Here is a 22791-nt window from a genome sequence, read left to right on the forward strand (position 1 = left end):
TCCACTAAAAAGCCCTGTCGAAATCTGAGTTCCGACAGAGCGAATTTTAGACAAACAGTTATTCGATAAAGCGATAGAAACTAGCCACCGCCTGACGATTGTATTCATAAGCATCAAATGTATCAAAGTGACGATTTCGATAATTCCCTGCAAGAAGCGTATCAGCTATCGCCTCACTCGTCGTCCCCTCAATCAAAATCCCTCGCGTACCATCTTTCAAAACATCCCGATTAGCTGGAATATCGGAGGCAATAATCGTCATTCCTAGAGTCATGGCCTCAAGTAAAACCATTGGCTGCCCTTCATATAAGGAAGGTAAGATAAAGTAATCACACTGAACCAAGATTTCAAATGGATTTGGTTTTTGGCCCAACAAGAAAACTTTCTCCTTTAAGCCAGAGGTCATTATCAAATCTAGTAATTCATCTTTAAGAACACCATCACCCATAATATACAATCTAGCATCAGGTTGTTCTTGCACAAATGTTTTAAAGGCTAAAATCAGATTTGCTTGGTTTTTCTCCGGTGATAACCGGCCAATATTGACAAAATTTTGATAAGCTGGATTGATTGGTAGAATGGTATCTCCGTTGATATCTGTTAGCATATTGTTTTTGATAATTGTTACTGCACTCTCAGGGGCATATGCATATCGATCCAATCCAAGTTTTACTCGATAGACTAGACTACCAACTGTCTCATATTTACTGTCAACAGAGACAACACCACAGTAGTTGTCTATCTCTGAAATGGGGATACTCAATGCAACATTTTGATAGAGTATTGCACCCGATTTAAGTGATACCTCTTGATCAATCTCTGTAGTTGACAAAACTACTCCTTCAGCAAAATCAATTTTGGTAACTTTATCTTCTGCTACCCATCCAACCTTACGACCGTCTTTCTCGATTTGATAACTAGTACCCTCAGCAGTAATAGCCTTGGTAATAATATGCATCACACTGTCATTGAGTTGTTGATAATCCACAACTTGCGGTCTATTTTGGAAAAGGCCGATTGGGCGAGCCCAAACAGTATCATTTTCAGTTAAGTTTACCTTGCCATACACATCTTCATTAAACCGCATCAATGTATTTTCTTTGATTTTAAAAGAAAGTGAATGATTTACTTTATAGGACATTGCTTTGTAATATGATCGTACTGGCGCTGATTGATGCAAGTACATATCCTTAGCTGCGGCAGCATTTACCCACCCAACTAATCGATCTCCAATCCAGATATCAACAAAGTTAGAACGGATCGTTTTTACCATCCATTTAGAATGAAAATAGATACCTCGCATTGACTTCGCATCAGTTATTTCTATATTATTCTCAACAGTATCCTTTGGTTCCTTCCATATCGCATGATTTCCAGGATAAATCATGCGATACAAACTATTGTGAGGATTCTTCTCCAAAATGGGATCCAGAGCTGGTACCACAAATTGTTCCTCAATCCAACCAATCAAAATATGATCCTTCAGAATTTTAACAAACACTCTACCATCAACTTCAGCCAAAGCAGCAATCTCTACCAATTCCCCTGGAGAAAAGAAACAAACTTTCGATTGTTGTTTTATTACATAAGATAAATCTTGATAGACAGATATTTTGGATTCGCTGACATTACCTACCCCAGTTTTTTTATGCAATACAAAACTAGCCTCATTGTCTTCTCTTGCTTCTATAGTATTATCTGCTTCAATTCTCCCTGCCGAAGTCAAAATTCGAGTTGGATCAATAGTGTTAATACAGTATTGAAATTTATCAGGATTGTTAACAAATTGAGCCAATGATTCTCGATTCACTAACATTGTAGCCTTTGAAACACTTAAGATGTAATCAAACTGATTATATAATCTAAATAACGCATTTAAGTTCAAATAATGAACTTTTCGTCCCTCAATTACTTTATTTGAATCGGAAAACAAATCATTATGCTGGTAAACAATCTTCGTTTTAGCATCGGCAAAGGCTGTATAAATTCCCCAATAAAAACTATAGCCACTAAAGTCTATCGCCGCTTTGAAACTTGTATTTCCTAAAGCACGTCTACTTTCTCGACGATATCCCCGTTCCGGCAATTCTTTTAAACGTTGCGGATTTTGTGGATCCGAGCGGAACTTATCATCTGCCAAGTCTTCAGAAAATCGCAAAACAGGTGTCCCGACACGAAATAGTAAGCGTACTTCTTTTGGTAACCGTTCTAAGTTATTCAAAATCTTTTTCTCATAATTTCTCGGAGTACGTAATAATAGCGAAACATCATACTTCTCATAATCCAAATTGTGCATCAGATTAATAAAACTTGAGGTAATCCCATTATTTTCCATACTTCCAGGGTAAAAAACTAGACGCTCCTTACCATTTTCTGTTGGAACAACCTTTAATTCTTCATCTACTCCTAAGAAGATCTGATTAATCAGGCGTTTAGCAACTTGCCCATCATCATACTGGCAGAAAGTCTGTCGATAAGAAGAAACAACAGCTTCATACCCATTTTCCTGTTTTTTAGTATAATTCTTCAGTTGTTCACACAAAACCATAATCGTTGTGGAAAGTGGTCCTGGTAGGCTATCCAAAGGTAAATAGACTCCGCGATCACCAATGTATTGTTCGTAATCTGGACAATAGAAGAAGATTGGCTTTTCTTCTACCAAAAAATCAAAGAAAATTGATGAATAATCTGTAACTAAAATATCCACAACAGACAACAATTCATTAACATCAAAGAAGTCGGAGATCAGCACACCTGCTAGTTCCTCAAGATCTTTCACAAATGGGTAGAGGTATGGGTGAACTTTCACAAAAAGTTGATAGTCCTTCCCTAGTTCCTGTTGAAGATAGTCAAATTCAGCAATCAATTGTTTAATATTATTTGCCGGTGAGGTAATTGAACTGCCACTCCATGTTGGGCAATATAAGATTGTCGGCCGACCGTCCAAAGTAATACCGAAATATGATAATTTCTCGTCCATATTAGTTAGTGGCTGATACGTATTATCAATTCGTGGATAACCACTTTCCATTAGTTGGCCTTGATAAATCCCCTCTAGTTTGTAGCCGTTCGTAAAAATTTTTGAAGTATGAGCATTAGGACTCAACAAGTAATCCGTCATCAAATAGTTACGGAGTACATTTTGAGATTGTGATGGATTTCCGGGAATATCAAAGCCCATATATTTAAGAGGTGTACCATGCCAAGTATTGATATATATTTGTTCATCTTTTTTGATGAAGAAATTTTGAAAAGTTGAGTTATTAATTAAATACTTATAAGATGCCAGACATTCCAAATAGTCATCGCTATTGCGGATAACGTAACTAATTTGATTCGTCACCTTATTTGGTATCAACTCGACTATTTTTTCAATAATAGCTTTGGCAGCTATATTGTTTTCATTAATTACAATCGTGTGCCTAAAATCTTTAAAATCAGTATTGGTCACCAGTTCTTGAAAAATGCGATATGGAGAGTCGACAAAGCTGTTACCATCACGACTCTCATACAATACTGTTTTTTCTTGAATGGGTGCCTCATCATATAGTTCCGCATATTTATAGCGGATATTGTGAGTCCGACTAGTATATTTATGGAAGTACTTTCGCATTACACTTTTTATTTCCATCGTCTGATATGCCAAAAAACGGCATACCCTCCTCTCTTTTTTATCATGAGCATATTATACGTTATAGCACAGAAAAGCCGAAGGAAAATCCTTCAGCCTCTGTACTCAGAACTTTTATTCACCCTGTTTTTTCTTTTTTTCTTCCAAATCCTTCTTGATCTGAGAAGTCGAAATCTCTGGTGTCCGTGGTAGATAAACCACAGCTGCATCCGTTTCATCCTCGATAAAGTCGAATTTACCAACCCAATCGTCACCCATCACGAAAGTATCCACATGGTATTCCTTGATGTCCGAAACTTTTTGTTCCCAAGAATTTTCTGGGATGACCAGATCCACATAGCGGATGGCTTCCAAGAGTTGTTTGCGTTTTTCATAGGAGAAATAGCATTTTTTTTGCTTTTCATTCCAGTTAAACTCATCAGAAGACAAGACCACGATTAAGTAGTCCCCTAGTGATTTCGCCCGACGCAATAAATTGATATGCCCATAGTGCAATAAATCAAACGTACCATATGTGATAACACGTTTCATGTAATTTCCTCCTCGGATAACGGTGATTAAACCAAATCAACAAATTTACTTCTGAATTTCAAATGTAAGTGACAACCCACTAGCAAAATAATCAAAGTCATGCCCCAGAAAATCAAACCGTAAGTGCCTTTTTCCCAGAACCAGCCTTTCGATAGGTAGGCATCCCGGAAACCGTCAGTAATGTAGTAGAAAGGATTGAGTTTCAAGACTTTCACCATCCAAACTGGCAAGTTGCGATTTTCGATGTTCCAGATTGTCCCAGACACGTAAAAAAGCAATCGTAACACGGATTGAAGCATAATATGATAATCCCGTACCAAAACGGTAATCGTAGAGTTCAATACACCAAAAGCAAACAACAAGACAATCATGCAGAAGAAGTAATAAATCAGCTGGGTCCAATAAATCGTCGGATACTTCCCAAAAATAGCCAAGACAATAATAGTGATCGCAGTCATCGGCCAAAAAGTTGAGAGATTGCTGACCATATTCGTAGTAGGCAATATACTCAATGGAAACTTCATCTTGGAAACAACATTGACTTGGCGATAGATACTATTGGATCCGCCAAGCATGGAGGAATTGATGAAAAACCAAGCAGTCATCCCAATTAACATCCATCCGAAAAATGGTACCCCATCAACAAGATTCTTTCCATTGACACCCACACCAAACACTAGGTAATAAATGCCAATCTGAATCGCTGGGTTCAAAATTTGCCACAATAGGCCCAAATAATGACTTTGATACGTGGCTTTTTCTTCATAACTCGACAACCGGAAGATTGTCCGGATATTAGTAATTTGTTCTTTTATAATTAACCAAACTTCAGACAACTGTACGTCCTCCTTGCCATTGTTTCTCGTCTTGGAATTGATAATGAGCGACCAGAACAGGATTCGTATCTTCCTTTTCACTCATCGTTAATAATGGTAGCGAATCGTCGCTTTCATCCGGCAATGCGATAACAGTTGCTTTCTGATCCAAATCACTATTGAATTTTCGATTGAAACTATCCCCAAACTTCTCCAACTGCTTCTGAATAAACTCAATCGGTGACTCCATAATTCCTGACAAAGCCGCCCCATTGAAGCTGACGATGGAGGCAAACAAAGTAATGACAATCGTCAACCCTAAGATGACTCTCGTGCTGACTGCCATCTTCTCACCGATTTTACTCCGTTGTGTCAAAGTTTCGATGGCTTGCAGTTCAGCAGCATCTCCTTTGGCTTTTTCCCGTTCAGCCAAGGTCTCAAGGTTAAAGGTTTTTTGAGCATTCTTTTGTTCGTTTTGGTACTTGATTTTTTCGTTTTTGCTCAAGCCTTTGAACCAGTTGGTAAATTCTTTGTATTCCTCGACAACTTCTGGCGTCGGACCAAATGCCCGCATCTCCCCATAGTGCATCCAGATGGTACGGTCACAAAGTTTTTGGACTTGACCGAGGGAGTGACTGACAAAGACGATGGTTTTGCCTTGGGCTTTGAACTCCAAAATCTTGTCGACACATTTTTGATAGAAGGTTTCGTCCCCTACGGACAAGGCTTCGTCGATAATCAGGATATCCGGATTTTGATGCACGGCAATGGCAAAGCCCAACCGTGATTTCATCCCGCTGGAATAACTCTTGACTGGCTGATTGATAAAATCTCCTAAGTCGGCAAAAGCGATGATGTCGTCCATCTGTTCATCGATTTCCTTATGGGACAAGCCGCTCATCAAAGATTTCAACCGAATGTTTTCAATCCCGGTGAGTTGGGCTTTCAACCCGGCACCGATGGCGATAATCGAGGTGTCGCCGTTGATTTCTAGCTCACCAGATGTCGGGGGAATGATCCCTGAGATGACGTTTGATAGGGTGGATTTCCCGGAGCCATTGACGCCAATCAGCCCCACACTTTCCCCGTCATAAATCGTGAAGTCCACCCCTTTGATGGCCCAAAACGTCTCCACGTCTTGTTTGCCGATGTGAAAGAGGCGCTTGATCTTATCGGATTTTTTCTTCAGTAGATCAAATTCTTTCGTCAGAAGCCGGGCTCTGATCTTGACTTTCTTACTTTCCAAATGAAATTCTCCTTATTAAAAAATCTGACTGGCTGAGGCACTGTCCAGACTGCGTAGGAAGCGATAACCACAAAAAAAGCCGGCCTCCCTTGCTCCTAGCAACGGCGACCGGCGATAAAAGTCTGTTCCTTCATCAGCTCAAGTGCTCCAGTTGCTATCACCACTAGCTCACCTAGCATCCTCTAGGTAAGGTGGTCTCTGATCAGCCGTTTGAAACTAGGCTGGGGACATCCCTTGAGTTGATTTGTGCATCACTGCTTCTTCCATGTAAACTCACTGCTTGGCGCTGGGCCTAGCAACTGCTTTGTTTATGGTAAGTGAGCAATCTTAGCCAAGTAAGCTGGCTCGGATGTCTGGCCTATTACGAACAAAGACCATTTTACCATAAAATGTCAATCTTAGCCGTTGTTTTTTGGTTCGGCTTTGGATTCTTGCGATTTATTGGCTTTTTCTTGGCTGACCGCTTCAGCCCGGCGTTGGCTCTCTGCCGCCATCGCCCGCGAATGTCCTCGCATACGCCAGCTTTTCACCATGTATTGGACGATCTGCACTAGGCGTTCGGGACGGCGATATTTTAAGGAACGGTAAAGCCATTCGATGTTTAGTTTGATGAAAATCTGTGGCGCCCGTTTGACGGTCCCGGATAAGACATCAAAGGTCCCTCCCACATCGAGATAGACGCTAGCATTGAGGCGGTCGATTTGATCTTCCAAAAACAGCTCTTGCTTGGGCGAACCCAAGGCGACGAAGAGAAAGTCCGGCTTGGTGGCATTGATTTTATCAGCAATTTCCGCAGCTTTGAGCTTGGTATAGCCATCGATGAAGCCAGCTACGGTCAGCTGGGGATAATCTTTTTTAATGTTTTCGGCAGCCAGTTTCACCACTTCTTTTTTGGCACCGTAGAGGAAAATCCGGCAGCCATGGGCATTGGCATAGTGAAGGCAATCGTCCATCACGTCGATGCCGGTGACCCGCTCGCGGATATTGCCCCCGAGGTATTTGGACATCTTCACCACGCCCACCCCATCAGGTAAGCGGTGGGTGGCCCGCAAGATGTAGTCTCGGACTTTGGGAAACTGGTCCACTTGCATGGCGATTTGGGGATTGACACTGGTGACGATCATCTTCTGATCCGAGGCGAGGTAACGGGGTAGGTCCGCTACGATGTCTTGCCGCGTCAGATTGTCCACCGGCAAGCCACTGATATATTCCGTTTCCATCCTTCTAGTCACCTCCGACTGTTTACTCTATGTAACGACTGCTAGGGGCTCCTATCAGTCGGTCAAGCTCTTGATTAATTTTACCACACGAGAGACGGCCTGTCCGTCATTATACCGATGCCAGCTGTCCCGGATCGTCGCTGGCGAAAAAGCCTCCTCTTGACCCTGCCCAGTGGTCCCATGAGACGGGGCTACCACTAGCGTCTCGACTAGCTGTTGCAAAGCCTCTGACGTCTCTGCAATCCGAGGGGTCATCTGCTTTTGAAAACTAGCTTGTAAGCCAGTGGTCCTTTGGTAATGAGCCAAATCCGGGCAGAAAAACAGATACGGTGCATCCGGCTGCATCAACATAAAATCAAAGACGCAGGAGGAATAATCGGTGATCAAGGCATCGCATCGGGCCATCAACTCAGTCAATGTCCCCTTGGCTGGCTGCAGATTACCCCCGTCAGGAATCGGGATGGCCGCTTCAGCATGGGGGTGTAATTTCACCACAAACGTCACGTCCGGCGCCAGCTGAGCAAAGGCCTTAAAGGCAGCATCAGTCACAGCGCGCATTTCTTCTATAGTATCACGATAGGTGGGGACATACAATATCCTTTTTCCCTTGGTAGCGCTTCGATGGTCGCTGGTTGCCCCTTCTAGTTTAGAGCGAGTCTGAGAAAATGGCTGCGGGGCTGGTTGAGTAGTCAACTGATCATCTACCTGCTGCAACGACTGGCTCATCGCCGGCTGAAAATAGTCCGTCCGGGGTGCCCCCAGACGACACAACACCTCGTCGTGTAAGTGGTAGCAGTCCTTAAACACCTGCGCCATCATTTCAGAGCCCACCACCACATGGGTAAAGCTATCGTACACCCGCTGGAAACGCCGCTGATCTCCCCGACTACGGTTCGCTGTCTTGAGATCGCCCCAGCCAAACTCCTTGATGGCTCCTGTCGCATGCCAAATCTGGATAATCTTGCGGTTGGGGGCGGCCAACTCCGCTAGCTCAGGGAAATAATTATCCACCACCACCACTTGGGCTTGCTTTAGCTTGCGAAACGTGTCCCCTAGCAAGAGTTCTTTCGGGGTGTACAGGGCTGTCGCTAGCTGGCCAGCCGGTAGCTTTCGGGCCAGATTTGCTGCGGCTTCCGTCATGTTGGGCGTATGGCACAGCAAAAAACTGTCGCCATAAGTTTGCGCCAGTTCTTGAATCAACCCGGCATCATTGTCGGCAAAGCTCATCAGATAAGCCACCTGCACGTCACCGTTGGAGGTGTTGCGGCGGGGTCGGATAAAATGGCGTAACAACCATAAATACAAATTTTTCATAATGGGTCCTTTCCAATTGGCGGCGAGTTGGCGGCAAGTTGATGGCGAGTCACTGTCCTACATTGGCCCCCTCCGCCTTCCAAGAAACGTTACTAAAATGATGGGTTCACAGCCAAATTTTGACACATCCCCTGCCATCTGTCAAAAAGCAGCTGGTTAAAGCTTCGACAAGCAATCTGATAGGCGGTGAGTCGAGGGGTTGGTCCTAACTTTTGCAGACATAAAGAAACCGCAGCGAGTCATTTCTCGCTGCGGTTTGATCTTAATTAAAAATCTTCACTTGGACTTGGCGGCGGCCCCAATCGGAACATGCGCCTAAATCAGTGATATGGACGTCGATGATATTGCCTTTGATGGCGCCACCGGTATCCAAGGCAACGGCGATTCCGTACCCTTCCACTTCCACGACAGTCCCCAGCGGAATCACGCTTGGGTCGACAGCCACGGCTTGTGGGTTGGTCCGTAAATCGGTACCTGAAGCGGTATAAGGTGATGCTCCAGCTTCCATCCAAGAATAGGCCGTGCTTTCAAAGGTAGCTACTCGGTAGTCGCCAGAGGTTTGAGTATCCTCGCTTTCCTCTGCCTCCGTGCTGTCTTCGGTTTCTGGTGCACTAGCTTCTGGTTGTTCTTCGCTTTCAGCTGGCGCTTCGACAGTTGGTTCGCTGGAGGTACTGCTTTCCTCGCTACTTTCTTTAGCACTGCTGCTTGCTTCAGCCGCTTTCGCATCGGCTTCGGCTTTGGCAGCGGCTTCTTGATTGGCTTCGGCTTTGGCTGCTTTTTCGGCTTCGGCTTTTTCGGCAGCGGCAGCTTTTTCAGCGGCGGCCTTTTCGGCTTTAGCTTTGGCGGCAGCCGCTTTTTCCTTCGCGGCTTTTTCTTTGGCAGCTTTTTCAGCAGCTAGACGATCTTTTTCGACTTCTTTGGATTTCGCGATGTCGGCTAAGGTTGCCTGGTTATTTTTTAGCTGTTGTTGCAAGTCAGCGATGCGCTCTTCCAACTCAGCCGCTTGGGTTTCCAAGTTGGCTTCGTTTTCTTTGAGGTCCGCTTGCTTGGCTTCCACTTCTTTTTGGAGAGCCACCAGCTTTTCATTTTCAGCGTGGAGGCTATCGATTTTCTCTTTTTCCGAGGATTGTAGCTGGTTGATAGCGACAGCTCGGTTGATAAAATCGGTGATGCTTTCCGCGTCCAATAGCGCGGTCCAGTTATACTCCATCCCGCCGTTAACTTGGATGGATTTCAGCCGATCCGCGACGACGGTCCGGCGTTTGGCAATTGTTTCTTGTGTGGTCACGATTTCCGCTTTGGCTTTTTCGATGGCGGCTTGATTTTCCGCTACGGCCTCGCGAGCTTCGGTGACTTTGTCGTAGGTCTCATTGGCGGCGGTCAATGCCGTCTGAACCTCACCAGAAATTTCTTCACTTTGTTGCATTACGGCGTTTTCTTTACGATTCAGCTCATCGAGAGTTTCTCCGCTGGCTACAACCGGTGCGACCAAGTTTAAACATAAGAGTCCAACAAGGGCCACAGTCAATCTCTGCTTCAAAAATCCAACACCCCTTCAACGATTTTCAAAAACACATCTCCTCATAGGTGACAGGCACCCATGACTTCCAATCTGATTCATTATACAAAGAGAAATCGGCGGAATTGTTTCATTCTCTTAACAATTTGTTACAAGTCTGCCCCAAAAGTGGTGGTGCGCCTCTGATTTTTTTGAAAAAAATAGAAAAAGTGGGGAGCTTGACCTCTTCTCCCCACTTTTCCTTTGTAACAAAAACGTAATATTATTTTCTTTTCTTGCGAAGATTTTCCGACAATCGTTTCAATTCTTCTAGGTTTTTGACATTTTCTAAGCGCAAACCAGGGAAACTTTTCAGCAATCGTCGTTGGTTGAAGTTCAACCGTGGCAGATTGGCCATCTCCTCAGGGTGTTCCCGCAAATAGCTAGCCCATTCCAAACGCCGGGACACTTCTTTTTTGGAGGTTTCTAAGCCCGTCTTCAGTTCTTCGGTGCGTTTTTCTACCGTTTGGTTCAAGCGTTGCACCGCACTTTGGAAAGCTGCCAAGTTGGCCAAAGTATAGCCCAAATCCATGGAGATGATGCACAGGAGCACCACCGGCAAATAAAAGCCGAACTGTTCCGACAGCCGTTGCACCAGTTGTTCCACTACTGGCTGTACGACACGAACGATGAAGACACAGCCGACACCCCAAAATAACGATACCGGAATCGCCACTCGCCCATTGATGTTCAAGGGCACGTCTTTGTAATCCCACCAAGAAGCATGAAATAGTTTCTCCAACGCAAAACTCGTGACATACTCCAACAGCGTCACCAAGACCGCCGCACTGATATACAATAACAATAAATTGTCATGAAGGGGCTGTAAAAAGTACAGTACCGCCAAGACCCCAAAGCCATAAATCGGCGTAATCGGTCCCACCAAAAATCCCCGGTAAACAAAATGATGGGCCTTCAAAGAGCAATACACCGTCTCCCATAGCCACCCAATCAAGGAATAAATAAAAAAGAGCAATACAATCTGAATAAAATCTTCCATCGGCCTTCCTTTCTATCGGCTTATTTTCGGCAAATACGCCTAGCCAAGTATAGTGTACGTGATAATGCGGCAAACAGCACGTACTTTGGTCATATTTCTGGGAAGCTGCTCATGTGGAAGACTATTTCAGAGCCGCAGGTAGTCGATTGGCAGCGCCTTAGTCTAAATTGCGTAGCTTCTTATAGATACGTCGCGATTCGTTGCAATAAGCTAATATAGATTTTAGTGACAGGATTTCTATCCCATAGTGCTTTTTATGCTGCTATAATGTTGTCAATAACAACACACCGACGTATACTAAGTAAAAGAGGTGATTTTATGAAAACCATCGAGAAGAAACCCATCCATATTAAAGTAGATGGGGACATCAAAGACGAGGCGGAGAAGCTTTTCGACGAGTTAGGGCTTTCTATGACCACTGCCATTACTCTTTTTCTAAAACAAAGTGTCCGTGACCAAGAGCTACCTTTTCAGCCAAGTCTCGAGAGCAAAGAGAGCATCCAGGCAAGAAAAGACGTCGAGAACAATAACCTTGATTCCTTCGATACCGTCGACCAGTGGTGGGCAAATGTCAATGAAGATTAAGCAGACGCCAGCCTTCAAAGAGATTTCAAACGACTGAAACGTAAGAACTATGATATGACATTGGTGAAAACAGCCGTCACTACCCTTTTGTCACAAGACCAGTTAAGCCTTCAGACGAAGTATCGGGATCATTTTCTAAAAGGGGATTGGCAAGGCTACCGCGAGCTCCATATCAAAGGCGACTGGCTACTCATCTATCGAATTGAAGCAGACAACTTGATTTTAATCCTGACTCGTATGGGTAGCCACGACGAACTATTCCGTTGATGCCTAGCCATTTGTGTTTGGTAAATGCGAGATTCTCTATTTCATTGGAGGGTCTCTTTTCTGTGCCCCCGAGTCCTTTTTCTCTTAGCAAGCCATCCCCTGATCCCCCTTTTTTCCAGCAATAAAACTGACCTCTTTTGCTTCCCGGCATTTTCCGCTAAAATAGGAAGATAAGTGACTGCTGGCTAATCTTTTTCTGGCTAGTCGGTGAAAAAGGAGTGTTCCTGTGATTAAGCTATTACCCTATGCCAAGGACTATCGTAAACAGATTATTCTTGGTCCATTTTTCAAATTTTTAGAAGCTGTTTTTGAACTGTTTTTACCTTTATTAATGGCGCGGCTCGTGGATCAAGGGATTCGGGCCAATGATTCCGGCGAGGTCTGGCGCATGATGATAGCCATGGTGGTGCTGTCGGTGGTGGGCTTGGTCTGTGCGGTGATTTGCCAGTATTTTTCCTCCATCGCTTCTCAAGGCTTCGGCACGGAACTACGCAATCAATTGATGAAGAAAATCAACCAACTGGATCACCAAGCCCTCAATCGCTTCGGTACCGACACCTTAATCACCCGCATGACCAACGATGTCAATCAGCTGCAACTGGCTTTGGCGATGTTGATCCGGCTAGTGGTGCGGGCGCCCTTTCTCAGTGTCGGGGCCGTGATCATGGCCTTTGTGATCGATTGGCAAGCCGGCCTGGTGTTTTTGATCACCTTGCCTTTCTTCTGTCTCGTATTATTTTTCATCATTCGGGGCACTGTCCCTTTGTACAAACAAGTCCAACAAAAGCTGGATCACCTCAACCAGCTGGTGACCCAAAATCTCAGCGGTGTGCGGGTGATTCGGGCCTTTGCGCGCCGGGAGCGGGAAGTCCAACATTTTGCTAGTAGCACCGACGATTTGGCTCGAGTCAATATTCGCGTCGCCAACTTGTCAGCATTGTTGACACCCGCCACAACGTTGATTATGAATCTCGGTATTTTAGTCTTGTTTTATCTCGGTGGTTTCAAAGTCGACAGCGGCCACCTCGCCCAAGGACAGATTCTCGCCTTGGTAAACTACATGAATCAGATGCTATTGGCCTTGATCGTCGTCAGCAATCTGGTGATCATCTTTACCCGGGCGGCGGCTTCCGCCCAACGTGTCAATGACGTGCTAGCCACCACCCCGCTGATTCGGGAAACGGCGGCTGGCGCGACACCGGTAGCGGCGACTTCACCGGACTTTGCTTCCACGACAGCTGCTGAAAAAGCTGGGGCCACCATCGCCTTTGACCAGGTAGACTTTCGCTTTGCCAAGGATTACGGTCTGGTATTGCAAGACCTCACTTTTAGCGTTTCTGCGGGCAGCACGGTGGGTATCATCGGCCCCACCGGTAGTGGCAAATCCGCGTTAACTCAGCTGATTCCCCGTTTTTATGATGTAGCCAATGGTTCTGTCGCAGTCGATGGCTTGGACGTCCGCAAATGGTCCCTGGCCCACTTGCGGCAACAAATCGCCATGGTTCCCCAAACCGCTGTGCTTTTCAGCGGAACCATTCGGGAAAACCTCCAATGGGGCAAAGCCGACGCCAGCGACGAAGACTGTTGGCAAGCGCTGCAATTAGCCCAAGCCGCTGATTTTGTAAAAGCTTTACCGCAAGGCTTGGACACGCCGATTTTTGAAGGTGGCAAAAACTTCTCCGGCGGGCAAAAACAACGCTTGACCATCGCTCGCGCAGTGATTGCCGAACCGGCTCTCTTGATTTTGGACGATTCCCTAAGCGCCTTGGACTATCAGACGGATTTAAATTTGCGTCGGGCCTTGGCAACAGATTTGCAAGGGACCGTCATGATCGTCTCGCAGCGGGTCCGTTCCATCGCTGAAGCCGATCAGATCCTCGTACTGGAGGAAGGTCGGCTGGTGGGTGTCGGGACCCATCAAGAATTGGTACAGTCAAACGCCGCCTATCAAGCCATCGTAGCCTCTCAGGAAGAAGGTGCTGTGTCATGAAAACCACCAAACAAAACGCTTTAAAACGCTTCATGCCTTATCTCATGGCCTACCCCAGTTACTTTATAACAGCTATGGTATTGGGGGTCGTCGCTGGCGGCACCTCCGTCTTTATGACTTGGCAAATCGGTCGCGGGATTGATCGTCTGATTGGTGCCGGCCAAGTGGATTTTGCCGGCTTACGCTTGGTCCTGTTCCAATTTGCTAGCGTCGTCCTTTTGACAGTCATCAGCCAATTGTTGATTCAACGACTAGGCAATCGCGTCGCTTATTTGTCGGCAGCCGCCCTCCGCAAAGAAGCCTTTCAGAAGCTAAACAAGCTGCCCTTACGCTATTACGATCAGACGGCTCATGGGGATATCGTCAGCCGCTTTACCAATGACATGGACAACATCTCTGTAGCGGTCTCTGCGGTGTTCAACCAAGTCTTTTCCGGTCTGGCAATCGTAGGCATCGCTTTGGTGGTAATGTTACACATGAGCCTCGTCCTCACCGCCGTCGTCCTCTTTTCTACGCCGGTGATCTTCTTGGTAAGCTGGTGGGTCGCCAAAAGTTCCCAGCAAGATTTCGTCTCACAGCAAGCCATCGTGGGGGATATCTCCGGCTTCGTCACTGAGATGGTGGGCAATCAAAAAATCGTCAAGGCTTTTCACCACGAAGCTGCCAACCAAACAGCTTTCGAAGCCCTCAACCAAGAGCTTTATGTACGCGGACAACGGGCCCAATTCTCCTCTTCATTGACCAATCCCATGTCTCGTTTTGTGGATCATTTGGCCTATGTGGCGGTAGGTTTCGTGGGGGCACTGTTGGTCCTTCAAGGCAGCCAACTGGTAACCGTCGGGATGATTTCCAGTTTCACCATCTATGCTAGCCAATTTACCAAGCCTTTTATCGAACTCTCCGGTATCACCACCCAGATTCAAACCGCTCTGGCTGGCTTGAGTCGGACTTTTGAAATCATCGACCAGCCGGAAGAACGTCCGGATAGCCCAGATGCCATGACCTTGACGGCTGTCCGGGGAGCTGTGACTTTTGCCAACGTCGCCTTTAGTTACGACCCGCAACAGCCGCTGATTCGCGATTTCAGCTTTAGCGCCAAGCCCGGCGAAACGGTCGCAATCGTAGGGAAAACCGGGGCCGGCAAGTCCACCTTGGTCAATTTGCTGATGCGCTTTTACGAAGTGGATGCTGGGGTCATCACCATCGACGGCCACGACATCAACTACCTGACCCGAGACAGTCTGCGGCAAAGCTTCGGCATGGTGCTTCAGGACACCTGGCTTTTTGATAGCACCCTGCGCGACAACTTGACTTACGGCAAGCCCGACGCTACTGAAGACGAGATTTGGGACGCCCTCAAGAAAACCTATATGTCCGAATACGTGCTGCGGCTGCCAGCCGGTCTGGACACCATCATCGGTGAACAAGGCCTCAAAATCAGTGACGGCCAACGCCAGCTTTTGACCATCGCCCGCACTATGATTGCCCGGCCGGCGATGTTAATCCTCGATGAGGCCACCAGTTCTGTGGACACCCTCACCGAACGCAATATCCAGGCCGCCTTTTTGGAAATGATGGCCGGCCGTACCAGCTTTGTCATCGCCCACCGCCTCGCCACCATCCAGGCCGCCGATCATATCCTCGTGATGGAAGCCGGGGCCATCGTCGAACAAGGCACCCATCAAGAACTCCTCGCCTTAGATGGGTATTACAAGCGCCTTTATCAAGCACAATTTGAGCAATAAGAAAGCAGGGCTGACTCGCTTCCGGAGAATCTCTCGGGTGGTAGTGGGACCGGTAAATGCCAACTAAAGAACCGTTGTCATTTACCTTGCCGATGTCAAACTTGTTGTAAGTCCAACAGAATCATTGGACAACAACAAGTAATTCCTCGGACATCCTTAATACTACTACCCGAGAGATTCTCCTCCAGCAAGTCAGCCCTGTTTTATCGATAAGCGATTTAATCCCTCTACTTCGTAAATCCAGCAAATTGTTTTCTTGTAGGGAAGCACATGTACCGTGAAAAAGGTGAGATTTAGCAGAGTAGAATTGGATTGACAGTAACTCTAAAGATGCGTAATGAATTACTTAGAGTTGTGGTGCTTGCACCACTTACTCTAAGTTTGAATGCGCAAGGCAAAGCTAAAGGTGCGTTTGCGCATACAGTTCATCTAAACAGACACCGTTAAGATGAACTAGCAAAGACAAACAGATTTTTCGTTTGGCTTTTGCCGGTCTAGCTACCGTCAACCCAATTCCTACGGAGCTAAATTTCACCTTTTTCGGGCATCAAAATGACGGTATACTACACCACTTAATTCCTGATACATCAAGCTTTTTGGAGCTTAATTTTTCATAAGTTCTTTATCAATAAGAAAGCACCCTTCCTACTGATGCTATGTCATCAGCGGGAAGGGTGCTTTTTACCTATAAGTCGGACTGATTAAAAAAAGGAATCATTTTGATTGAAAAAATTCTCAAAGCCCTCAGGAAGTTGTTGTTGAATCGGTAAATTCTCCACCATTTGCCCCAACAACAAGCGGTTGATAACCACGGTGACCAAGACCACGATCAATAACGCAATCACCGTCGTATAAAAACGATTAACTTTCAAGCTAGTCGCCGGTGTTCGCCAAATATTACCTAAAAACGACGCCACCACGAGGAACAAGGATACCGTGATCAGAGCCAAGCCCATCTCTGGCAAGTATGGCAAAACAAATGTTACCACCAGAGCTAAAAGGCTGAGGTATACGGAAAAGGCGGCTGGGGTGATGATTTCCGTCAAAGCCTCTCCAACAGAAATCTTTCGGGAATTGACCTTGGCTGCCACATAATAATAGACCAACACCATCACTGCCACACTCAGGGTCAAATCCAACAAAATTTCAAAAAAGAACAACAACTGGGGACCATTATAACGATAACTCAAGCCTATCAACTGGACTTGGGTCAGTATTCGCTGAACCGTCGTACTCAACAGCCGACTGATGGCCACCCCATTGGCCAGTAAAATTATCACCAAACTGATGAGGCTGTAGGACAACGGACCTTGGTGTTGATTCAATCTCGGGGCTTTAAGATTCCCATGAAGCCACTGAAAATAGCCAGATGCGTAGGCTTTGGTCTTCGTCGCCGCCGTCAACAACTCCTCTTCTGGACTACTAGTTTCAGAAAAAGTGTGTCCAGACGAATTTTTCTTCTGAGCAGTGGTAGCGGGCGGGGCTGGCTCTGGGATTGGAGCTGGCTCTGGCTTTTGGGCCGGAGCTACTGTCGGAATTGCGTCCGGAGTTGCATCCGAAGTTAAATCCGCAGTTGCGTCCAAATCTGAGTCTAAATCTGAATTTGAATCCGAATCTGGCTGGGAGCCATCCACTTCCCCAGCCTCCAGATGAGACGCCGGCGCATTCCCCATTGCTTGCTCATCTTCTTCAGTCTGCTGGTGGAAATCTGTTTCCACTTTTGCGGCAACTGGTGCCAGCTCCTCGTCAGCAGCTTGACTTGCAGCAGGAATGTGCTCGGCTGGATGATCTGTATTCGGACTATCTCCAGCTAAATTATTTTCAGTTGGAGTGCTATCCGCTGGAATCCCCTCAACTAGTTGATCAGCAGCTGGATGGCTTTCAGTTGGGTTGCTTTCCCTTCTACTTCCCGTTGGATTGCCGTCAACAGCGCCTTGGCTTGCTGCATCGGTAAGCACCTCTGTTTGCTCCTCAGCTAACGCCCCACGGTTTTCTGCAGCAGGCAGCTCGTGGCCACATGCCGGACAAAACTGGGCCTCTTCGGGAACTTGGGCCCCACAATTTGGACAGTTATTCATAACTCGCTCCTTTATACGGCGGCTTCTTTGCCACCGACTATTCTAACCTATGATACCACAGAAAAACCCCCGCTCCTTAGCAAAAGTTCCCTGGGCTTGTGGCACAGCCTCCGAACTTTTTTAGGAGAAGGGGTGATTGCAATTATTCAGTGGCTAATAGACCCAGCTCGGCTTTCCACGTCAAAACCCGCCGAACTGAAGCATCCAAGTCCTCCTGGCTGTATTCGCCATTTTCCACCGCTTCAATAATCCGTGGAATCTGCACAGCATAAGTCGAGGACAAAATCAGGTCGTTGCCAGCTTGCAAGGCCGCTAGCCCCGCCTCTTCTTGGCTGATAAAGTTTGCCAAACCGGCCATGTCCATGTCGTCGGTCATGATCACGCCTTTAAAGCCTAAATCCTTCCGCAACACCTCATGAATCGCTGGTGAAATCGAAGCTGGCCTTTGATCATCGATGGCTGTGACGATATTGTGGGAAACCAAAATACTATCGACACCGGCTTTAATTCCCGCGCTAAAGGGCTTGAAATCATTACTTTCCAACTCCGACAAAGGACGGCTATCCGTCACAATCGACGTGTGGCTGTCCGCATTGTTGCCATAACCGGGAAAATGCTTCAAGGTGGAACCAGATCCGGTGCCCGCCAAGGCCTCCACCACCGTCGTCACGTACTTTTCCGTCCCGGCTGCATCCATGCCGATGGTACGATCATAGATGAAAGCGTTGGGATCTGTCGCCACATCGGCTATCGGGAAAAGCCCCGTATCGATGCCAAAGTCCTTCAACTGTTGCGCTTTGCTAACCGTGTCGTCGGTGATGGCCTGCCAGCCCCCTGCTTGATACAGGCTTTGAGGGGATTGAAACGGCGGATCCACCAATAATGAGTTGCGGCTCAAGCGGCTAACGGTCCCGCCTTCCTCGTCGGCACCAATCAACAAAGGATACTTAGAGGCCTCGCGAAAGCTAGCAATCTTATCTTTTAACTCGGTTGCCGTCACGCCTTCCACATCCCGTCCAAATAACAGGTAACCACCTAAATCATAGGTTTGCAACGACTCGATTTGACCAGTTTCCGGTACCCGAGCCAAAAACAGTTGCCCTACTTTTTCCGAAAGACTCATCTGATCCAATAACGCTGTCACCGGATCATTATCTGCTTCACTAGTAGCCGTCGTTTCCTTGGTTTCAGACACAGAAGTCGCCGTCTCACTGTCTTTTTGACTAGAATTTGCCGGTTGGCTTGTACTAGATTTAGCGCTGCTAGCCGTCGTACTATCAGCCGTGCCCCCATCAAAATACCCGGTGAAAAACAACACCGCCAACGACACCGGAATCACGATCAGCGCCGCCACCCCCAGCACCACTAGAATTTGTTTAAATGCTCGCATCTTTTCTCCTCCAAAATCTGCTTTCACGACTTGCGGCCACTAACCGGATGTCAAAAGCGTCACACATTTCTCACTGTGCCTATGATAGCATAATTGCCACAAGTTTCGAGAAAAATACCCCCTATGAAAATGCTGGACGAAAAAATCATGGGCTTTCTTAAAAATTCAGCCTCCCCATCACTCTCACAATGGAGCCTCTAGTAAAACAAAAATACTAGCATAGACAAGGCAACCTTGTCAGCCAGGCTATTTCAGACTTTTGAAGCATATTAGAAAGGCTGAAGGAACTCGTTCAGCTCTCGAGAATTAAGGAGGAACCGACACATGATGTTCTTTATCATGAGTCGGTTCCTCCTTAATTTTAGAAGATGCTAGTTGGACTTAGCGTTCTTTGCTTAGTCCAACTGTATGCGCAAGCTGAGCTAGTTCGTGAAGCCAGACATCGTTAGACTTGGTATTATAGTCCAAAAAAAACCGTGACCAGATTCGATCACGGTTGGTAGCGTTTGGGATGATAACGCCGAAGCTTAGGCAAAACGTTTGGCCAATCGTTTGTAAGGAACTGCCCGTCCGACATAATACAGTAGCGCCGTTTGCACTGGTAACATGATCACTGCTTTTAACAAGCGAGTGCTCCAAAAAGCCCAGTTTAATGGCACTTGATACATCATATTCAACCACAGTGGCGTCAGCAATAACGTAATCAGCAACGTATTAATCAACGTCACCAGAAAAGCACTCTGCCATTTGACTTCTTTACGGTAGAAAAACCAACCATAAAGGGCGCCACCAATCACCGCATTGAGGGTGAAGCCAGGAAAATAAGGTGCTTTCGCAAAAAAGCCCATGCCGATGACATCCGCTAAACCAGCGCCGATGCCTGACCAAAACGGTCCAAAAAGCATCCCCATCACCATCTCTGGCACAAATTGAAAACTAATTTTCAGAAAAGTTGTTTCAAAACCTAAAATCCGCGACAACACAATCGTCATCGCAATCAACAGACCCATCAAGGCAATCTTGTGGGCATCCATCTTTTGTTTCATTGTCAGCATCTCCTTTAAGAGCTGCTACAGCAAACTGCAGCGAATGCGGAAACAAAACCGCGAAAGACTCAGCCGGCCAAAGCCTATCTCTCTTCGTCAAAGAGGCAACATCCCATCCTCTAAGCACTTAACGCTTCATTTCCTACTCTGAATTTGGACCAGCGCATCGCTCATCCACTGCCAATATAGCACGCTTTTTTCCCTGCTACAATCCTTTTGCTTGGGTTTGTTAAGATTTTTCTGTTAATTTTCGGAAAAACCGATGCAACAGCTCTTCTACAAAAAAAATCCCGCCAGCACAACGATTGCCGACAGGATTTTTTGGTTGTTGATCCTTACGCTGCTGTTTTTTTCCGGAAAAGATTCTTCGCCGCGGTAAAGACTGGAATCGTAAATTGCTTGCTGACTGCTGCGGTGACAAAGTAAGCGATGTTGTAATCCACCAATGAGTGAATCAAGCCTCCCACACCCATCAAAACAAAGAAGAAATAGAACGCGCCACCTTGATAACTGCCAGCATTTCCTAAATCCACCAAGTTAAAGGCCAAGACCACCAAGACTTCCACTGCGCTATGAATCAAACCAACGATTAGATTAAATAACTGAAACTTGATATTTACCAACTGGAACTTGCCATTGGTCAACACGGTTTCCGGATGTTTTTGCAAATACCATGCCCCCAACACCGCAAAAACGATATGACTGGCCGCGCGCAAAGTGACTACAATCGGCAAACTACTCATGAAAAAGCCCACCGTTGTTCCAATCGCTACCATCACCGCCAACAACGGCGAGAAAAACATCGAGATAAATAACGGCACATGACTCCCCAACGTAAAGGAAGCAGGACCGATGACGACTTTCGGCATCACATTGGGAATCAAGATTGCCAAAGCAATTAACAGCGCCCCCACGGTAATTTCACGAACTGACATTTTTTTCATTGCATTTCCTCCAATTTTGTCTGTGACAGCAAACGCAGCCATTACCACCAAATTCCCCAAACCAATCGGCCTTCTACCACTGTCATGACACTTTGATTGTTTACAGTTTACTGGTAGCCAAGGCAACTGTCAAGACACTATCGAAAAAGAAATGAAACTTTTTTGCAAGTTTCCAGTTATTGGTGTTATCAACCTGAACACAAGGGGCAATTGCTGCTACTTAATCGCTCTTAAAGCGTGGTATGCCTATCAAAAGAAAGGCGGAACGAACTCCTTCAACTCTTGAGAATCAAAGCGAAATCGCCAGATGATGCTCTTTATCATGTGTCGGTTTTAACTTGACTTGAGAAGATGCTAATTGGACTTAGCGACTTTTGCTTCGTCCAACTGTCTGCGGTAGCTGAGCTAGTTCGTGAAGCCAAACATGGTTAGACCTGGTATTATAAAAAAGCTGCCCGCTCTTTTTTGAGCAAGACAGCTTTCTTTTCGATTATTTCAAGGCTTCCATGGCGTTACTCAACCGACCAAATTCCTCCAAGGACAAGGTTTCTCCCCGCCGTTTTGGATCGATTGCCGCCTGTTCAAGACTGTTAGTCAGCCAAGTTTTTGTGGCCTCATCTTTGCCGTAGCTGTGAATCAGATTATTCCACAGAGTCTTGCGGCGCAATTGGAAGGCCGCTTTGGTGAGCTTGAAGAACGCTTTTTCGTTCGTCACGGTTACCGCTGGTTGCGGCCGTCGCGTCAATTTCAAAATAGCCGAATCCACGTTAGGTTGTGGCACAAAGACGGTTTTAGGCACGATAAAAGCTAGTTTTGCTTCCATATAATATTGGACGGCAATGGTCAAAGAACCATAAGCTTTGGTACCCGGGGCCGCTGAAATCCGGTCAGCGACTTCCTTTTGCATCATAACTACCATTTCCGCCACCGCTAGCTCCGATTCCAAAAAGTGCATCATGATCGGCGTGGTGATGTAATAAGGCAAGTTCGCCACCACTTTGATGGGTAAGTCTTTTGTGAATACCTCTTGTGTTACTTGCGGCAAGTTGGCTTGTAGCACGTCTTGATGCCGCACTGTGACGTTGGGGTAGTCACTTAACGTATCCGCCAAGACAGGAATCAAGCGGTCATCGATTTCAAAGGCCAATACTTGGTGGGCTTTACGGGCCAAATGTTCTGTCAACGCGCCGATTCCCGGGCCGACTTCGATGACGTTGGTCTGTTCATCAATGCCGCCTGTTGCCACGATTTTTCGCAAAATATTCGGTTCCGTCAAAAAGTTTTGTCCTAAGCTTTTCTTAAAAGTAAACCCATGCTTTTGCAGGATTTCTTTGGTTTTGGAAGGTGTCGCGATGTCACGGTTATCTTTCATAATTATCCTCGTTTTCTAATCCCTCTAGTAATACCTAGCTTTTACTTAAAAATACCGGC

At 46.2% G+C, this 22791-nt stretch carries 16 protein-coding genes, 1 pseudogene and 1 riboswitch; of the genes and pseudogenes, 4 read left to right on the forward strand and 13 right to left on the reverse strand.

The window, feature by feature from the left end; all coding sequences use genetic code 11:
- Positions 1-58: 58 nt before the first annotated feature.
- The 8 genes and pseudogenes from ACO03U_RS03675 to ACO03U_RS03710 form a co-directional block, all read right to left on the reverse strand.
- Positions 59-3646 (reverse strand): CDP-glycerol glycerophosphotransferase family protein, encoded by a 3588-nt coding sequence (locus ACO03U_RS03675; protein ID WP_423104398.1) that lies wholly within the window; start codon positions 3644-3646, stop codon positions 59-61.
- Between the two features lie 99 nt (positions 3647-3745).
- On the reverse strand, positions 3746-4162 hold the full coding sequence (gene tagD / locus ACO03U_RS03680; RefSeq protein ID WP_204685445.1) for a glycerol-3-phosphate cytidylyltransferase: 417 nt from the start codon (positions 4160-4162) through the stop codon (positions 3746-3748).
- A gap of 26 nt (positions 4163-4188) precedes the next feature.
- Positions 4189-4998 carry an ABC transporter permease gene (locus ACO03U_RS03685; protein ID WP_204685443.1) on the reverse strand — a complete coding sequence of 270 codons (810 nt, stop codon included), beginning with the start codon at positions 4996-4998 and terminating at the stop codon, positions 4189-4191.
- A 196-nt stretch (positions 4999-5194) separates the two neighbouring features.
- Positions 5195-6223 (reverse strand): annotated as a pseudogene (locus ACO03U_RS03690) (ABC transporter ATP-binding protein); the annotation flags it as partial.
- Between the two features lie 398 nt (positions 6224-6621).
- On the reverse strand, positions 6622-7443 hold the full coding sequence (locus ACO03U_RS03695; RefSeq protein ID WP_204685439.1) for a WecB/TagA/CpsF family glycosyltransferase: 822 nt from the start codon (positions 7441-7443) through the stop codon (positions 6622-6624).
- Between the two features lie 54 nt (positions 7444-7497).
- Positions 7498-8757: a CDP-glycerol glycerophosphotransferase family protein gene (locus tag ACO03U_RS03700; RefSeq protein WP_204685437.1), complete on the reverse strand. Its 1260-nt coding sequence runs from the start codon at positions 8755-8757 to the stop codon at positions 7498-7500.
- A gap of 262 nt (positions 8758-9019) precedes the next feature.
- Positions 9020-10297 (reverse strand): 3D domain-containing protein, encoded by a 1278-nt coding sequence (locus ACO03U_RS03705; RefSeq protein WP_423104399.1) that lies wholly within the window; start codon positions 10295-10297, stop codon positions 9020-9022.
- Between the two features lie 241 nt (positions 10298-10538).
- Positions 10539-11315 (reverse strand): putative ABC transporter permease, encoded by a 777-nt coding sequence (locus ACO03U_RS03710; RefSeq protein ID WP_204685435.1) that lies wholly within the window; start codon positions 11313-11315, stop codon positions 10539-10541.
- 318 nt (positions 11316-11633) lie between these two features.
- Here ACO03U_RS03710 and ACO03U_RS03715 point away from each other — a divergent pair, with 318 nt between their 5' ends.
- The 4 genes from ACO03U_RS03715 (at position 11634) to ACO03U_RS03730 (ending at position 15902) form a co-directional block, all read left to right on the forward strand.
- Complete coding sequence (locus ACO03U_RS03715; RefSeq protein ID WP_204685433.1) at positions 11634-11900, forward strand: type II toxin-antitoxin system RelB/DinJ family antitoxin; 267 nt, start codon at positions 11634-11636, stop codon at positions 11898-11900.
- A gap of 54 nt (positions 11901-11954) precedes the next feature.
- Positions 11955-12167, forward strand: a complete 213-nt coding sequence (locus ACO03U_RS03720) for a type II toxin-antitoxin system YafQ family toxin (protein ID WP_204685431.1) — start codon at positions 11955-11957, stop codon at positions 12165-12167.
- Between the two features lie 226 nt (positions 12168-12393).
- Positions 12394-14157: an ABC transporter ATP-binding protein gene (locus ACO03U_RS03725; RefSeq protein WP_204685429.1), complete on the forward strand. Its 1764-nt coding sequence runs from the start codon at positions 12394-12396 to the stop codon at positions 14155-14157.
- Positions 14154-15902, forward strand: coding sequence for an ABC transporter ATP-binding protein (locus tag ACO03U_RS03730; RefSeq protein ID WP_204685427.1), 1749 nt, complete (start codon positions 14154-14156; stop codon positions 15900-15902). Before ACO03U_RS03725 ends, ACO03U_RS03730 begins: the two co-directional genes overlap by 4 nt.
- Positions 15903-16603: 701 nt before the next feature.
- On the opposite strand, the gene ACO03U_RS03735 is transcribed toward ACO03U_RS03730, so the two are convergent.
- The 5 genes from ACO03U_RS03735 to rsmA all read right to left on the reverse strand — a co-directional run bounded on the left by ACO03U_RS03735 (position 16604) and on the right by rsmA (position 22732).
- Complete coding sequence (locus ACO03U_RS03735; protein WP_204685425.1) at positions 16604-17980, reverse strand: zinc-ribbon domain-containing protein; 1377 nt, start codon at positions 17978-17980, stop codon at positions 16604-16606.
- 142 nt (positions 17981-18122) lie between these two features.
- Positions 18123-19370, reverse strand: coding sequence for a glycoside hydrolase family 3 N-terminal domain-containing protein (locus ACO03U_RS03740; protein WP_204685423.1), 1248 nt, complete (start codon positions 19368-19370; stop codon positions 18123-18125).
- 527 nt (positions 19371-19897) lie between these two features.
- Entirely contained in the window at positions 19898-20425 is a 528-nt protein-coding gene (locus tag ACO03U_RS03745; protein ID WP_204685414.1) for a folate family ECF transporter S component, read from the reverse strand.
- Between the two features lie 26 nt (positions 20426-20451).
- Positions 20452-20568: riboswitch (THF riboswitch) on the reverse strand.
- A 183-nt stretch (positions 20569-20751) separates the two neighbouring features.
- Entirely contained in the window at positions 20752-21360 is a 609-nt protein-coding gene (locus ACO03U_RS03750; RefSeq protein WP_204685412.1) for a hypothetical protein, read from the reverse strand.
- A gap of 490 nt (positions 21361-21850) precedes the next feature.
- Positions 21851-22732, reverse strand: coding sequence for a 16S rRNA (adenine(1518)-N(6)/adenine(1519)-N(6))-dimethyltransferase RsmA (rsmA, locus tag ACO03U_RS03755; RefSeq protein ID WP_204685410.1), 882 nt, complete (start codon positions 22730-22732; stop codon positions 21851-21853).
- Between the last annotated feature and the right edge of the window lie 59 nt (positions 22733-22791).

The organism is Enterococcus diestrammenae, from assembly GCF_049384045.1.
In the GTDB taxonomy this organism is placed as follows: Bacteria; Bacillota; Bacilli; order Lactobacillales; family Enterococcaceae; genus Enterococcus_C; species Enterococcus_C diestrammenae.

Excerpts from the sequence above, each read along its gene's own strand:
- ACO03U_RS03735 (WP_204685425.1), bottom strand. The coding sequence starts at position 17,980 with ATGAATAACTGTCCAAATTGTGGGGCCCAAGTTCCCGAAGAGGCCCAG.
- ACO03U_RS03730 (WP_204685427.1), top strand. The coding sequence starts at position 14,154 with ATGAAAACCACCAAACAAAACGCTTTAAAACGCTTCATGCCTTATCTC.
- ACO03U_RS03700 (WP_204685437.1), bottom strand. The coding sequence starts at position 8,757 with ATGAAAAATTTGTATTTATGGTTGTTACGCCATTTTATCCGACCCCGC.
- ACO03U_RS03715 (WP_204685433.1), top strand. The coding sequence starts at position 11,634 with ATGAAAACCATCGAGAAGAAACCCATCCATATTAAAGTAGATGGGGAC.
- ACO03U_RS03710 (WP_204685435.1), bottom strand. The coding sequence starts at position 11,315 with ATGGAAGATTTTATTCAGATTGTATTGCTCTTTTTTATTTATTCCTTG.
- ACO03U_RS03695 (WP_204685439.1), bottom strand. The coding sequence starts at position 7,443 with ATGGAAACGGAATATATCAGTGGCTTGCCGGTGGACAATCTGACGCGG.
- ACO03U_RS03720 (WP_204685431.1), top strand. The coding sequence starts at position 11,955 with ATGACATTGGTGAAAACAGCCGTCACTACCCTTTTGTCACAAGACCAG.
- ACO03U_RS03745 (WP_204685414.1), bottom strand. The coding sequence starts at position 20,425 with ATGCTGACAATGAAACAAAAGATGGATGCCCACAAGATTGCCTTGATG.
- ACO03U_RS03740 (WP_204685423.1), bottom strand. The coding sequence starts at position 19,370 with ATGCGAGCATTTAAACAAATTCTAGTGGTGCTGGGGGTGGCGGCGCTG.
- tagD (WP_204685445.1), bottom strand. The coding sequence starts at position 4,162 with ATGAAACGTGTTATCACATATGGTACGTTTGATTTATTGCACTATGGG.
- rsmA (WP_204685410.1), bottom strand. The coding sequence starts at position 22,732 with ATGAAAGATAACCGTGACATCGCGACACCTTCCAAAACCAAAGAAATC.
- ACO03U_RS03750 (WP_204685412.1), bottom strand. The coding sequence starts at position 21,360 with ATGAAAAAAATGTCAGTTCGTGAAATTACCGTGGGGGCGCTGTTAATT.